At 62.6% G+C, this 13831-nt stretch carries 15 protein-coding genes; 11 read left to right on the top strand and 4 right to left on the bottom strand.

Going from position 1 to position 13831, the window contains the following annotated elements:
- Both ACESNB_RS07150 and ACESNB_RS07145 read right to left on the bottom strand, forming a co-directional pair.
- The coding region (locus ACESNB_RS07150) for a 7TM-DISM domain-containing protein (protein ID WP_373005749.1) at positions 1-487 on the bottom strand (487 nt) is incomplete at its 3' end.
- A 220-nt stretch (positions 488-707) separates the two neighbouring features.
- Complete coding sequence (locus ACESNB_RS07145) at positions 708-1247, bottom strand: hypothetical protein (RefSeq protein ID WP_373005747.1); 540 nt, start codon at positions 1245-1247, stop codon at positions 708-710.
- 209 nt (positions 1248-1456) lie between these two features.
- Between ACESNB_RS07145 and ACESNB_RS07140 the strand changes: the two genes are divergently transcribed.
- On the top strand, positions 1457-3187 hold the full coding sequence (locus ACESNB_RS07140) for a tetratricopeptide repeat protein (protein ID WP_373005745.1): 1731 nt from the start codon (positions 1457-1459) through the stop codon (positions 3185-3187).
- Here the strand turns inward: ACESNB_RS07140 and ACESNB_RS07135 are convergent.
- Entirely contained in the window at positions 3184-3939 is a 756-nt protein-coding gene (locus tag ACESNB_RS07135; protein ID WP_373005743.1) for an alpha/beta hydrolase, read from the bottom strand. The two genes, ACESNB_RS07140 and ACESNB_RS07135, sit on opposite strands and share 4 nt — an antisense overlap.
- A 58-nt stretch (positions 3940-3997) precedes the next feature.
- On the opposite strand from ACESNB_RS07135, the gene ACESNB_RS07130 reads away from it, so the two are divergent.
- From ACESNB_RS07130 to ACESNB_RS07085, 10 genes are all read left to right on the top strand, one after another.
- Entirely contained in the window at positions 3998-5158 is a 1161-nt protein-coding gene (locus ACESNB_RS07130) for a glycosyltransferase family 4 protein (RefSeq protein WP_373005741.1), read from the top strand.
- A 17-nt stretch (positions 5159-5175) separates the two neighbouring features.
- Positions 5176-6213, top strand: a complete 1038-nt coding sequence (locus ACESNB_RS07125) for a glycosyltransferase family 9 protein (RefSeq protein ID WP_373005739.1) — start codon at positions 5176-5178, stop codon at positions 6211-6213.
- A gap of 97 nt (positions 6214-6310) precedes the next feature.
- A complete protein-coding gene (infC, locus tag ACESNB_RS07120) occupies positions 6311-6850 on the top strand; it encodes a translation initiation factor IF-3 (protein ID WP_373005757.1) in 540 nt (179 codons plus the stop codon).
- Positions 6851-7287: 437 nt separating this feature from the next.
- Positions 7288-7491 carry a 50S ribosomal protein L35 gene (gene rpmI, locus ACESNB_RS07115; protein WP_340692391.1) on the top strand — a complete coding sequence of 68 codons (204 nt, stop codon included), beginning with the start codon at positions 7288-7290 and terminating at the stop codon, positions 7489-7491.
- Positions 7492-7533: 42 nt separating this feature from the next.
- Positions 7534-7896 (top strand): 50S ribosomal protein L20, encoded by a 363-nt coding sequence (gene rplT / locus ACESNB_RS07110; protein WP_373005737.1) that lies wholly within the window; start codon positions 7534-7536, stop codon positions 7894-7896.
- A 124-nt stretch (positions 7897-8020) separates the two neighbouring features.
- Positions 8021-9097, top strand: coding sequence for a phenylalanine--tRNA ligase subunit alpha (pheS, locus tag ACESNB_RS07105; protein ID WP_373005735.1), 1077 nt, complete (start codon positions 8021-8023; stop codon positions 9095-9097).
- Complete coding sequence (gene pheT / locus ACESNB_RS07100; protein WP_373005733.1) at positions 9097-11490, top strand: phenylalanine--tRNA ligase subunit beta; 2394 nt, start codon at positions 9097-9099, stop codon at positions 11488-11490. Before pheS ends, pheT begins: the two co-directional genes overlap by 1 nt.
- Before the next feature lie 27 nt (positions 11491-11517).
- Complete coding sequence (gene dapB / locus ACESNB_RS07095; protein WP_373005731.1) at positions 11518-12351, top strand: 4-hydroxy-tetrahydrodipicolinate reductase; 834 nt, start codon at positions 11518-11520, stop codon at positions 12349-12351.
- 100 nt (positions 12352-12451) lie between these two features.
- On the top strand, positions 12452-12856 hold the full coding sequence (locus ACESNB_RS07090) for a PTS sugar transporter subunit IIA (protein WP_373005755.1): 405 nt from the start codon (positions 12452-12454) through the stop codon (positions 12854-12856).
- Between the two features lie 35 nt (positions 12857-12891).
- On the top strand, positions 12892-13161 hold the full coding sequence (locus ACESNB_RS07085) for an HPr family phosphocarrier protein (RefSeq protein WP_373005753.1): 270 nt from the start codon (positions 12892-12894) through the stop codon (positions 13159-13161).
- A 31-nt stretch (positions 13162-13192) separates the two neighbouring features.
- Here ACESNB_RS07085 and ACESNB_RS07080 read toward each other — a convergent pair whose 3' ends face one another.
- Positions 13193-13789 (bottom strand): hypothetical protein, encoded by a 597-nt coding sequence (locus ACESNB_RS07080; RefSeq protein ID WP_373005729.1) that lies wholly within the window; start codon positions 13787-13789, stop codon positions 13193-13195.
- Positions 13790-13831: the final 42 nt, after the last annotated feature.

Here is a 13831-nt window from a genome sequence, read left to right as displayed (position 1 = left end):
TGTGGACGCGCAGGTAAATCGTGCGAGATTCCTGCGCGGGGATATCGACTTCAAAGGCAGGGAAAGGATCCAGGATGGCGATTCCATCACGAGCCACCGCGGCACCGGCGCGGCCCGTCTGCGTGACACCATGGTCGTCGACTATGTATGCCTCTACGACCTGCAGGTAGGGAAAGCGGATGACGGCGTTGCCGCGGAGGTCTGACTTGCTGGAATTGACCAGGTCCGCCTTGATCCAGATGTCGCCGGTTTTTCCGGAACCGATGAAGATGTCTTTCCTGCTCGGCTCGAAGACGGCATGGCTGGTCCCGCTGAGAATGTCTTCGATTTGCGTATCGGGGGAAACAGATTCGGCAATTTCGATCTGCCCGCCGATCGCGATCCGGCCGTCGAGGTCGCCAACCTGAATCGTGCCGGCGTCGGATGGAAACGTCAGCGACGTGACCACAACCACAAGCAGGCTGACGAATCGGCTGACAAACCGCATGGAATTCTTTCCCGATAAATAACCCAAGCGGAGCCTTTTGCTCCACCCGGAATTTATCCCACAAAAACAGCTATTTATGGTTAGTTCTCCACGGGGAATTTCATGCGAATGTCGGGGAACGCGTATACGGTCTGTTAAGCCGCAGGCGTGGCAGCGCCGGATATAGGAAAGCCCCCGACGGAGACGGGAGCTTGTGTTGCGCCGGGCGGTACGGGTGGTTTTAGCGGGGCGGGCGACCGCCACCGCCGCTGGGGCGCTGTCCACTCTCGGACGTGGTGCGGGATTGCGACCGTTCTGGGGCTTTGATGAGCAATTCGGCGCGCGTTAGCTCCTGGTCGCGGTTCGCGTCGAGTTGGGCAAACTCGCTGATCAGGCGCGCGCGGAATTCGGCCTCAGTGACCTGGCCGTCGAAATTCCTGTCAAACGCAATATGATTGGGCAGGGCGTCCGCATCGCCGAGGGCGTAGACGGACCATTCTGTCAGAGAAAGCGCCGAGACGGTTCGTGTGCCCGTGGCCTGCCATTCCCGCGTAATCCCATTGGCCAGTTCGGCCTCGTCGATGACATGGTCGTGATCGACATCCATACCGGCAAAGAGGAGTGCAATCGGCCTTGCGATCATGCCACCGTGCACGCTGGGACGTTCGCGCTGCGCGTCATCATGGCGCTGTAGCTGGGGACGCGATGCGCAGGCAGTGGCGAGCAGGGCCGCAGCCAGGCAGGCGGCAGGCACCGCGATGCGGGATGGAAAATGGTTCATGTTCGGGGAGACCTTCAAGCGGATTTTGTATCCGGCTTGAACGGTGATTGATCCGCGATCCGTCGGTCACTTACGTATTTGTAATTCTGTCGGCCGGGATGAAAGCCCAACGCGGGGTCAATCTGGCCTGCATTTTGTGCTAGGTTAGTCTCATTACGCGCAGGTGGTCGTGGGCGGACGCTGACGGGCCTGCAAAGAGGGAACGAAACATGACAAGCAGACATATCCTGATGGCGGTCAGCGCCATTGCACTCACAAGCTGTAGCCATTTCCGGCATCACCAGCGCGGGCCGGATATAGCCGAGACCGCCGTGCCGGTTGAGCTGACGGCACCGGCTGACGAAACGGTCGATGTGGCGACGCTGGCGGGCGCACCCCTGTTCGAGGGTATGGGCGATTTCCACCGCGAGATCACGACATCAAGGCCGGACGCGCAGGCATATTTCGACCAGGGCATGGTGCTGGCCTTCGGCTTCAATCATGCCGAGAGTATCCGCTCGTTCCGTGCTGCGCAGAAACTCGATCCGGACTGTGCGATGTGCTTCTGGGGAGAAGCGCTGGCTACAGGCCCGAACATCAACGTTACCAGCAAGGGCAAGGCCGTGATGTCTGAAGCCGATCGCGTGTCGGCCTTTGCGGAGATTAACAAGGCGCAGGCCTTGAAAGATACGGCAAGTCCGGACGAGCAGGCGCTGATCGCGGCGCTGGCGACGCGCTATAATGGAGACGCCACGACACCGCGCGAGCCGCTGGACGTGGCCTATGCCGAGGCGATGGGACAGTATGTGGCAGACCATCCCGAGGATGATGATGTCGCCGCGATGTATGCCGAAGCCTGGATGAACACGATGCCGTGGGATTATTGGTCTGCGAATGGCGAGCCGAAGCCCGAGACGGTGAAAGTGATCAATACGCTGGAAGGTATCATCGCGCGTTCGCCTGAGCACCCGCTGGCGCTGCACCTTTATATTCACGCAGTCGAAGCCTCGCACAATCCGGGGCGGGCAGAAGATGAGGCCGACATGCTGGCCAACCTGGTTCCGGGGTCAGGTCACCTCGTGCATATGCCAGCGCACATCTACTGGCGTGTCGGACGCTACGACGACGCGGCGACTGCCAATATACGTGCGGCCAAGGTGGACGAGGACTATATCGCCCAGTGCAATGCGCAGGGCTTCTATCCGGCGCTCTACTATCCGCACAATATCCACTTCCTGTGGGCGGCCTCCAGCATGGCCGGCCAGCGCGACATGGCCATCAGTACGGCGCATAAACTGGCCGACAATGTGAGGCTGGAACAGATCGAGCAATTCCCGACGATCGAGTTCTTCAAGACGGTGCCGATGCTGGCGCTGGTACAGTTCGGGCAGTGGGAGGACATCCTCGCGCTGGAGCAGCCGCCGGAGTCGCTCGATTACTCCAATGCGATCTGGCATTATGCGAGGGGCGTCGCAGCGGCGCGGACGGGCAATACGGAAACCGCGAACGCGGAACGCGAGAAGCTGGCGACCCTGAAAGGCAGTGTGCAGATCAGCTTCCTTGATACGGCGGACTATCCGGCGAGCACGCTGCTGACGATTGCCGACGAACTCCTGCTGGGCGAAATTGCCAGTGTCGAAGCGCGTCACGATGAGGCGATCGCGCATTTCTCGGCAGCGGTCGATGCGCAGGATTCGCTGCCCTATACCGAACCGCCCTTCTGGTATTACCCGACGCGGCAATCGCTGGGTGAGGCCCATATCGCGGCAGGCCAGTTTGCCGAGGCCGAAGCGGTCTATCGCAAGGATCTTGTCGACTATCCGCACAATGGCTGGTCGATGTCGGGACTCATGAAAGCGCTGACCGCACAGGGCAAGACCAACGAGGCCGCCGAAATGAAGCACATGTTCGACATTGTCTGGCGCAAGTCGGACGTGACGCTCGACGGGTCGCGGCTCTAGGTCAGCGTTGCGGCCACCTCGTCACAGGTTGCGAACAGGCGGGCAATGTCCTGCTCGCGGCTGAGGCGGTGGTCGCCGTCCTTGATGAGGGTGATTGTCAGGTCGCTGGCGGTCAGGGCATCGACGAGGCGGGCGGCATGGGTCCATGGCACGTCGGAATCCTGCATGCCCTGAAGGATGCGGACCGGGCCGTCAAAGCCGATAGGCTTGTCGAGGATCTGCCATTGGCGGCCATCCTCGATCAGGGCGCGGGTGATCGTGTAGGGTTCATCATAGTCTGACGGGCGTAGCGTGAAGCCATGTTCCATGATTTCGGCCTGGGCCTCGGGTGAGAATTCGGGCCACATCAGCTTTTCGGTAAAGTCCGGCGCCGGGGCGATCAGGACCAGGCCTTTCACGCGGTCCGGGCGGGCGAGGGCGGCAAGCAGCGCCATCCAGCCACCCATGCTGGAGCCGACGATCACGAGCGGCCCGTCTGCCTGGCTGTCGATGGCGGCGAGGGCATCGTCGCGCCACTGGCTGACCGTGCCGTCTTCGAACGTGCCGTCTGACTGGCCATGACCGGAATAGTCGAAGGCCAAAATGCCATGGCCCGTTCGATTCGCCCAATCTTCGAGCCGGAGAACCTTGTTGCCGCTGATGTCGGACTTGAAGCCGCACATCCAGACGAATGTCAGCTTGCCTGTGCTGGCGGGATTGTGACGAAAGGCGAGGCGCCTGCCTTGAGGGCTGGTGAAATAGGACGTTGTCATAGCCCTTCCGTTCCTTCATCTGTTTCCCCTGTCAAGCGAGCGAGGGGCAAGAGCGGCTTTGGACGATTTCCCGGACATGACCGGCAAGACCATCCTGCAGGTGGCGCCAGAGCTTTCAGCCGGGGGCGTGGAGCGCACCGTGCTGGAAGTGACCGAGGCGATCATCGCGGCCGGCGGCCGGGCCCTGCTGGCGAGCAAGGGCGGACGACTGGAAGATGAGTTTGCGGCGCTGGGCGGCGAACTGTTCCCGATGGATGCCAAATCGAAGAACCCGATCACGCTCAAGCTGAACCAGCGTAAACTGGAGCGCCTGATCGCGCGCGAGACCGTCAGCCTTGTGCATGCCCGGTCGCGCGCGCCGGCCTGGAGCGCCTACTGGGCTGCGCAGGCGGCAGGTGTGCCCTTCGTGACGACCTATCATGGCGCCTATTCGGGCAAGACGAGGCTGAAGCGGGCCTATAATTCCGTCATGGCGAAAGGCGACCTCGTGATCGCCAATTCGAACTGGATCGCGGCGCATGTGCATGCCGAGCACGGCCTCGCAGAGGACAGGATTGTCACGATCCCGCGCTGCGTGGACCTTGCCGTGTTCGACCCGGTGGCTGTGACGCCGTCGCGGATCGCGACGGTCAGGCAACGCTGGGGCATTGTGGACGATCCGCGCGTGACGCTGCTCTTGCCGGGCCGACTGACCGAATGGAAGGGCCAGCTTGTGGCCATCGAGGCGCTGGGGCTGATGTCGGTGCAGGAGCTTAAGGGCCTTGTCCTGGTGCTGGCGGGCGATCCGCAGGGCCGGGCGGCCTATGTCACCAAGCTGGAAGATGCGATCCTGGACTACAAGCTGGGCGGTACGGTGATCCTGGCCGAACATGAACGCGACATGCCGGCGGCCTGCCTGGCGGCGGATATCGTGCTGACACCGTCGATACGGCCGGAAGCCTTCGGGCGTGTGGCGGTCGAGGCCTCGGCCATGGGACGGCCCGTGATCGTGGCCGATCATGGCGGCGGACGTGAAACGGTGATCGAGGGCGAGACGGGCGCGCGGGCCGAGCCGGGCGATCCGGCGGCGCTGGCCGGGGCGATCCGGGCGTTCCTGGACGTCGGTGCATCGGCCCGGGCGGGCATGGGAAAAGCCGGTCAGGCGCATGTGCGCGCGCATTTCTCCAAGCAGGGGCTTCAGGCGGCGACGCTTAATGTCTATAAGCGTTTGCTGGAGTAGGGACCTAGTAAGCAGGGATGGCGAAAGCAGACGTACCGATGAGCCCGGTCAACCCCGGCGCCAAAGCCAAGGAAGTGCTCGTTATCAAGCTGAGCGCGCTGGGTGACTTTGTGCTGGCACTGGGCGCGATGAAGGCCGTGCGCGAGATGCACCCGTCGGCCCGGATCACGCTGCTGACGACGCCTTTTTTCGAGGAATTCGCGAAACTCTGCCCCTATGTCGACCGGATCGAGACCGATGGTCGGCCGGAAGGCATGAAGGCGACGGGCGCGCTGATCCAGCGTATCCGCAAGATGAACTTCGATATTGTCTACGATTTCCAGACCAGCGGGCGGACGAAGAACTATTTCACCGCGCTGAGCCGGTCGGGCAAGACGCCGCTCTGGTCGGGCCACCATGAGCGGGCGGCCTTCTTTCATGACAATGTCGAGCGCGGGAAGATGCACTCGATCGACCGGCTGGCCGAGCAGCTGGAAGTGGCGGGTGTTGCGCCGGGCGGGCGCTGGCTGGGCCCCAGCGCGCCCTTCCCGGACCTGTCCTGGGTGCGCTACAAGCTGGGCGACACGCCGCGCCTGCAGCCGGCCTATTTCGCCCTGACCGAGCCCTACATGCTGCTCATTCCGGGCGCATCGGAGCACCGGGAGGCCAAGCGCTGGCCGGAAGAGCACTATGCCGAACTGGCGATGCGGATTGCCGATGCGGGCATCATGCCGGTGATCATTGGCGGCAAGGCGGAAGGCCCGCTGGCGCATAATATTGCGCGCCGGGAACCCCGGGTGAAGAACCTGGTGACGCGCACCGACCTGTTCCAGATCGTGACGCTTGCCGAGAAGGCGCTGTTCGTGGTCGGCAATGATACCGGGCCGATGCACATGGCCACGCTGGCAGGCGCGCCGGGCATTGCCCTGTTCGCGTTGACCGAAAGCGATCCGGACCATTCAGCGCCGCGCGGCCCGAAAGCGCCGGTGATCATCAACTCGGCGCCGACGCTGAAGGAGCTGAGCGTCGATGACGTCTGGCAGTCCGTGCGGGCGCTTGGACTGTTGCCCGCTTGACTTCACCTGCGATAGGGCACAACCGAAGCGCCTTGTAGAATTGGCCAACGAATGGCATATTCCCCAAGCCTATGAACAGCCACAAAGGAGACAGGCCATAGCTCGCAGACCAGACCAGGGTGGACCACAGAAACAGGTTGGCCCCCGCACCAATGAAGATATTACCGCCACCAATGTTCTCCTGATTGATGAGAACGGTGAAAAGCAGGGCGTGATGCCCCTCGCAGCAGCCCTTGATGCGGCGCGCGAGGCGAGCATGGACCTTGTGGAAGTTTCCCCCGACCAGGAAGTCCCGGTCGTGAAAATCCTCGACTATGGCAAGCTGCGATTTGAAGAGCGCAAGAAGAAGGCCGCTGCCAAGAAGAAGCAGCGCTCCAGCGAACTCAAAGAGATCAAGATGCGTCCGAACATCGACACGCATGATTACGAGGTGAAGTCGCGCGCGATGCAGCGTTTCTTCGAGGACGGCGACAAGGTGAAGGTGACCCTGCGCTTCCGGGGCCGAGAAATGGCGCACCAGCATCTCGGCATGCAATTGCTTGAGCGGGTGAAGACCCAGTTCGAGGAAACCACGAAAGTGGAAACCGAACCGAAGCTCGAAGGCCGCCAGATGACCATGGTGCTGGCGCCGCGCTAGGGGTCGCTTCCTTCAAAGCAACACGGAAAACCGGACGGGCGATTTGCCCTCCGGTTTTTTTTGTGGCGGGCGGAGGGTGCGGGTCCGCATCGCATTACTATGATCACACAGGAAAACAGGGTCGCTAGCCCGTTCCCTCCGCTAGCCGGGGCTTTTGACCCCCATGGCGCGCGTATTATGAACTGAAAACGCCTACGGTCGGACAGGATTTGCGCGATCCGGCATGGCTGCAGGCCACGGGGCTGGGACAGGGCCGCGCGAATCCCCCCGTTTCGCGCCGGACCGCCTGCAATAACAGGCATCCGACCCCTTGATTCTATCTCTCCGATCCGTCATAAGCCGCCTCTTCCGAGCGGTGCGGGCGAACGGCATGCCCCTCAGCTCATGAACAGACCAAGGGCCGCCCACGGGTGTGAGCTCGCACAAGGAGACCAGAAATGCCGAAGATGAAGACCAAGAAAGCCGCTGCCAAGCGGTTCAAGATCACGGCCACCGGAAAACTGAAGCATGGTGTCGTTGGCAAACGCCACCGCCTCAGCAGCCATAATGCCAAGTATATCCGCCAAAACCGAGGCACGAAAGTTGCCTCGAGCGCCGATGTCGCCCGCGTCATGAAGAAGTTCCTGCCTTACGGCCTGTAAGCTTTTCCCGTTTTCCCCAAGATCTTGACTTAGGAGGCTCAAATGCCCCGTTCACGCAATAAAGTGCCGGCCCACGCCCGCCACAAGAAAATCATCAAGCAGGCCAAAGGCTTCCGCAACCGTTCGAAGAACACGTTCTCGAACGCGCATGCCGCTGTCTGGAAAGCCGGCGAGTACGCCTATGTTGGCCGTAAGGTCAAAAAGCGGAAATTCCGTTCGCTCTGGATCCAGCGTATCAACGCCGCTGTGCGCATCCATGATGACGAACTCACATATAGCCGCTTCATCGACGGCCTGACCAAGGCTGGCATCGAAGTCGACCGCAAGGTCATGTCAGACATCGCAATCCGCGAGCCGGAAGCGTTTGGCGCACTGGTCAAGCAGGCGAAAGCCGCGCTCGCCTAGGCTGCACCCAATTATGCTGCACAATGGAGAGCCCGGCCCTTAAAGCCGGGCTTTTCCTTTAGGCGTTTGCATGATGTCTCGAAGCGACTAGAAAGCGCGCAGAATCCCAAGAGAGGCTGAAACCTTGTCCGATATCAAAACGATAGAGAAAGAGGCCCTTGCGGCGATCAATGCCGCGACGACGCTTGACGCGCTGGACGCCGTGCGCGTGGCCGAGCTTGGCAAGAAGGGCCGCGTGTCCGGCCTGATGAGCGGCCTGGGCAAGATGAGCCCCGACGAGCGCAAGGAAAACGGACCGAAACTGAACGCCCTCAAGGTGACGGTCGAAGAGGCCGTGCGCGCCCGCAAGGCCGCGCTTGAGGCCAAGGCGCTGGAAGCCCAACTGGCGACCGAGAAAGTCGACCTGACGCTGCCGCCGGCGCTGGGCCCCCGCACCGGAACGCTGCATCCCGTGATGCAGGTGTTCGAGGAGGTCGCGGCGATTTTCGGCGACATGGGATTCACCGTGGCCGAGGGCCCGGACATCGAGGACGACTGGCACAATTTCACCGCGCTGAACTTCCCTGAAGGCCACCCGGCGCGCGAGATGCACGACACGTTCTTCCTGGACGCGCCCGAAGGCGGCACGCCGAAAGTCTTGCGTACGCATACGAGCCCGGTGCAGATCCGTACGATGATGAAGAAAAAGCCGCCGCTGCGCATTCTCGTGCCGGGCCGGGTTTACCGCAATGACTGGGACGCGACTCACACGCCGATGTTCCACCAGGTCGAAGGACTGGTCATTGAGGAGGGCATCCATATGGGCCACCTCAAGGGCTGCCTGATCGATTTCGTGAAGGCTTTCTTCGAGGTCGACAATGTCGTGGCGCGCTTCCGCCCGCACTTCTTCCCGTTCACCGAGCCGTCGGCCGAGATGGACGTGCAGTGCCTGCGCGAAGGCGGCATGGTGGAAGTGGGCAAGGGCACCGACTGGCTGGAAGTGCTCGGCTGCGGCATGGTGCATCCGAACGTGCTGCGCAATTGCGGGTTGGACCCGGCGACGCATCAGGGCTTTGCCTTTGGCATGGGTGTCGATCGTCTCGCCATGCTGAAATACGGCATGCCGGACCTGCGTCCCTATTTCGAGGCCGACCCGCAATGGACGCGCCATTACGGCTTTGCGCCATGGACAACGCCGTCCGTCAGCGGAGGGCTCAGCTGATGAAATTCACGCTTTCCTGGCTGACCGATCACCTTGCCACCAAGGCGGAGCTCGATGAAGTCCTGGCGCTGATGCTGAAAGCAGGGCTGGAGGTCGAAGAGGTTGTCGATCCGAACCAGACCCTGAAAGACTTCACCGTCTGCAAGGTGATCGCCGCCGAGCCGCACCCGGATGCGGACAAGCTACGCGTGTGTACGGTCGAAACCGTGGACGGCACCAAGCAGATCGTTTGCGGTGCGCCGAATGCGCGCGCCGGCATGACGGCGATCTATGCCGGCCTCGGCACCTATATTCCGGGGCTTGAGTTCGCGCTCGACAAGAAGCCACGCGCCATTCGCGGCGTCGAGAGCCACGGCATGATGTGCTCGACCAAGGAGCTGAATGCCGGCGAGGACCATGACGGCATTGCCGACCTGGACGAGTCCCTGCCGCTGGGCATGCCGGCGGCAGAAGCGCTTGGCCTGAACGATCCGGTGATCGATTTTGAAGTGACGCCGAACCGGCCGGACTGGCTGGGTGTGCAGGGGATTGCGCGCGACCTGGCGGCGGCGGGTGCTGGCCGGTTCATCCGGTCTGATGCGAAAAAGGTGCCCGGCAGTTATGATTGCCCGGTCGAGATCAAACTGGAGGCATCCGACGCCTGCCCGATGTTCGCGGGCGCGATGATCCGCGGCGTGACAAACGGTCCGTCGCCAGACTGGATGCAAGCGCGCCTCAAGGCGGTTGGTATCCAGCCAAGATCACTGCTGGTGGATGTGACGAATTATATCTCGCTCGACCGCGCGCGGCCATTGCACGCCTATGATGCCGCCAAGCTGCGCGGCACGGTCGTGGCGCGGCTGGGCAAGGCGGGCGAGAGCCTTGAAGCGCTGGACGGCAAGACCTACAAGGTGACGCCGGAAATGTGCGTCATTGCGGATGCTAGCGGCGTGATCGGCTTGGGCGGCGTGATGGGCGGCGCATCGACGGCGGTGTCCGACGAGACCGTCGATGTGTTCATCGAGAGCGCCTGGTTCGATCCGCTGCGCACCGCGCGCACGGGTCGCGCGACGGGCATCCATTCGGATGCGCGCTACCGGTTCGAACGCGGTGTCGATCCGCAGAGCTGCGTGGATGGGGTAAACCTCGCCCTTGAATTAATTTTGGAACATGGCGGCGGTACGGCGTCGAAGCTCAATGTCGCCGGATCGATCCCGGCGCGTATCGACAAGGTGACCTTCTATCCTGCGGATGTCGAACGGCTGACAGGCCTTGTCGTGAAGCTGCCGGAGATGCGGCGGATCATCAAGGATCTCGAGTTCGATATCGAGGATGCGGGCGATGCCTGGTATCTGCTGCCACCAAGCTTCCGGTTCGACATGGAGCAGTCGGCAGACCTGGTCGAGGAAGTTGCACGCTTGATCGGCTACGACTCGCTGCCCGTGACATCCTTGCCCGAGCCCGTCGGTGGCCGCCGCGCCATCACGACGCCGATCCAGGAACGTGTGCGTGTGTCCCGCCGGGTTATGGCCGCGCGCGGCTTTCTCGAAGCCGTGACATGGAGCTTCATGGCGAGGGATCATGCGGCACTGTTCGCCAAGCATGACCCGGCGCTGGCGGTGGCGAACCCTGTGGCGAGTGAGCTCAACCAGATGCGGCCTTCGATCATTGGCAACCTGGCCGTGGCCGCGCAGCGGGCCGCCAATCATGGCGAACCGGGCGCGTGCCTGTTTGAAGTCGGGCCCATCTATCTGGGCGACGGTCCGAAGGACCAGCGCACGGTTGCCTCAGGCGTTGTACGCCCTGCCAATCAGCGCCACTGGCAGGGCACACCACGAGCCTATGATTCCTACGCCGCGAAGGCAGACCTGTTCGCGGTGCTGGATGCGCTCGGCCAGCCGGGCGAACGCTTCCAGGTGAGTGCGCCGACACAGCCGCACTGGCATCCGGGGCAGGCGGCCTGCCTGAAGCTGGGGCCGAAGGTGACGGTCGGCCATTTCGGCGCGATCCATCCGGGCGTGCTCAAGGCGATGGGTGTTGACGGACCAATGTTCGGATTTGAGCTCAACCTGAATGCCCTGCCACAGATGAAGACACGGCCGACCAAGACCAAGTCGGTGCTGCAACGCGCCGACCTGACGCCAATCCGGCGTGACCTTGCCTTCCTCGTGGACGAAGCCGTGCCAGCGGGTGACCTGGTGAAACATGCCGTGGCCACCGACAAGCAGCTGATTGGCTCAGCTGACGTATTCGACGTCTATCAGGGCGCAGGCGTGCCCGAGGGCAAGAAATCAGTCGCTTTCGAAGTGACGATCCAGCCGCGTGAAAAGATGACGGATGAAGACATCCAGGGCCTGGTGGACCGGATCGTGGCATCTGTCGCCAAGGGCGCGGGCGGTGTGCTAAGAGGCTAGGCGGTTCGCACATCCGGAAGGGCCCGAATGACTGACACAACACTCCCCAGCGCCTTGAGCGTGGCGATTGCCGGCGTCGCCGGGCGCATGGGGCGCCAGCTCGTGGCTGGCGCGATCGACGCAGGCCTGTCGGTCGTAGGCGGGACGGAGGCGCCCGGCAGCGGGCCGTTCGACCGGGATATCGGCGAACTGGCTGGACGCCGCTTGCTGGGGATCCGGCCTGTAACCGATCCTGTTTCGGCGGCGGCAAACGCGGATGTCTGGATCGATTTTACGCGGCCTGCGGCCACGCTGGCGGCACTTGACGCGCTGAAACATACGCGCGTCAGCGGCGTGGTGATCGGCACGACCGGGCTGAGCGCCCCACAGGACGCGGAAATTGCCCGTGCCGCCGAGCGGCTGGCCATCGTCAAGGCCGGAAACTTCTCTGTCGGTATCAACCTGTTGCAGGCCCTGACCCGAATGGCGGCGAGCCGCTTGGGCGAGGGTTGGGATATCGAGATCCTGGAAACACACCATCGGCGCAAGGTGGATGCCCCTTCAGGTACGGCCCTGATGCTGGGGGAGGCGGCGGCCGAAGGGCGTGGCGCTTCGCTCGATACACTGCGCAGCCCGCCTTATGACGGACCGGACAGCGCCCGCGTGCCCGGCCAGATCGGCTTTTCCGTGCGTCGCATGGGCGATGTGATCGGCGAACATTCCGTCAGTCTCGGCTCCGACATGGAAATCGTCACGCTCAGCCATCTGGCATTGGACCGGGCCGTGTTTGCCCACGGCGCCATGCAGGCTGCGGCCTGGGTCAATGGTCGCAAGCCCGGCCTTTATGGCATGAATGACGTGCTGGGCCTGCCGGACTCCTGACGCGACGAGCTATCTGCGCAACGGCTGAATCAGGGTTGACGCCGCGCTGATGCGTGGCAGCATGACAAGTTCGTTAAGAATGGCCCTGGAAGGTTCCGGCATGATCGGCATTGTTGTCGTCAGCCACGGCAAGCTCGCACGTGAACTGGTCGCCGCCACGGAACATGTGGTCGGCGAACAGCCTTGCTTTCGTTCGATATCCATTGAGGTCGAGGATGATATCGAGGCGCGTCGCGACCAGATCCGGGAAACGGCCAAGTCCTGCGACCGCGGGCGGGGCGTCATCATCCTGACGGACATGTTCGGCGGCACGCCGTCTAACCTTGCCATGTCGGTCATGACCGCTGGCAATATCGAGGTACTTTCGGGCGTTAATCTGCCCATGCTGATCAAGCTGGCCGAAGTGCGCAACGAGCTGTCTTTGGCCGAGGCCGCGAAAGTGGCCGCCGAAGCAGGCCGCAAATATATCAGTATCGCATCTGACCTGCTGACGAAGTCATCCTAGTGCATCCGGCGACGACAACGGCGACCCAACGCGTGATGATCGTGAACCGGAAGGGCCTGCACGCGCGCGCTTCTGCTCGGCTGTCGCGGCTTGCAGGCGAGTTCGACGCCCATGTCACCGTCCATCATGAGGCCGAAAGCGCGGACGCGCGGTCGATCATGGACCTGTTGATGCTGGTGGCGCACATGGGCTGTGAAGTGGAGCTGCGCGCGGAAGGCCCGGAAGCGGCGGAAGCCGTTACCGCGATCGCAAGCCTGATTGCCGAAGGCTTCGGTGAACAGGGCCAGGACGACGAAATCTGCTGATACTGCACGGATTCCGTAATCGTTGAGCCGGTCAGCGCCGGGTTGGCGTATCCTCAGCGTTCACGTCGGTCCACAGGCGCTTGCCAGCCTCCTTGGATTCAGGCGCAGCAAGCTTGGACAGGTAGATGTTTCCGTCCGGATCGGCATGGTCGACGGTAAGCTGGGCGACCACGGAAACAAATTCCGTGACGCTCACGATGCGGTCGAGATTGGGATCGAACCGGACAGGATTGGCCAGCGTATCGTCGCGTGCCGGCAGGTTGTTGGCCCAGTCCTGCTGCTCAAGGGCGCTCAAGGAGCCATCAGCATTGGCGTCGGCGACTTTGAACGCGGCGATCGCCCCTGTTCTGAGTTCGTCCGGGGTGACGTGGCCATCATCATTGGCGTCGAAGCTTACGATCAGGCCGCCGCCAGGGACGAGCCTGCCTGAAGCGTGGCGTCCATGCGGCGCATCCGGTTTGAGGTGGCCCTGGCCGGGCAGGCGCTCGATATCGTCGGCGTCCTCGCCGTCCGGAATGTCCGATTCGACCAAGCCTGCCGCTTCCGTTGCGCTGACGCTCTGCGCCAGGCATGGCGCGCCAAGCCAGACAAGCGCAGTCAGGGTAGATGCCAGATAGCGTGGGCGCATGAGCGGTTCCTGTAGAGTGACCAGATAGGCAGACTATGCCGC

It is taken from the genome of Hyphomonas sp. (assembly GCF_041689225.1).
Taxonomy (GTDB): domain Bacteria; phylum Pseudomonadota; class Alphaproteobacteria; order Caulobacterales; family Hyphomonadaceae; genus Hyphomonas.
The sequence above is the reverse complement of the archived record's forward strand: the minus strand, read 5'-3'. Positions and strand labels throughout refer to the sequence as shown.

Bases quoted from the DNA above. Each gene is read 5' to 3' on its own strand.
- ACESNB_RS07145 (WP_373005747.1), bottom strand. From the start codon at position 1,247: ATGAACCATTTTCCATCCCGCATCGCGGTGCCTGCCGCCTGCCTGGCT.
- ACESNB_RS07140 (WP_373005745.1), top strand. From the start codon at position 1,457: ATGACAAGCAGACATATCCTGATGGCGGTCAGCGCCATTGCACTCACA.
- ACESNB_RS07135 (WP_373005743.1), bottom strand. From the start codon at position 3,939: ATGACAACGTCCTATTTCACCAGCCCTCAAGGCAGGCGCCTCGCCTTT.
- ACESNB_RS07125 (WP_373005739.1), top strand. From the start codon at position 5,176: ATGGCGAAAGCAGACGTACCGATGAGCCCGGTCAACCCCGGCGCCAAA.
- rpmI (WP_340692391.1), top strand. From the start codon at position 7,288: ATGCCGAAGATGAAGACCAAGAAAGCCGCTGCCAAGCGGTTCAAGATC.
- rplT (WP_373005737.1), top strand. From the start codon at position 7,534: ATGCCCCGTTCACGCAATAAAGTGCCGGCCCACGCCCGCCACAAGAAA.
- pheT (WP_373005733.1), top strand. From the start codon at position 9,097: ATGAAATTCACGCTTTCCTGGCTGACCGATCACCTTGCCACCAAGGCG.
- dapB (WP_373005731.1), top strand. From the start codon at position 11,518: ATGACTGACACAACACTCCCCAGCGCCTTGAGCGTGGCGATTGCCGGC.
- ACESNB_RS07090 (WP_373005755.1), top strand. From the start codon at position 12,452: ATGATCGGCATTGTTGTCGTCAGCCACGGCAAGCTCGCACGTGAACTG.
- ACESNB_RS07085 (WP_373005753.1), top strand. From the start codon at position 12,892: ATGATCGTGAACCGGAAGGGCCTGCACGCGCGCGCTTCTGCTCGGCTG.
- ACESNB_RS07080 (WP_373005729.1), bottom strand. From the start codon at position 13,789: ATGCGCCCACGCTATCTGGCATCTACCCTGACTGCGCTTGTCTGGCTT.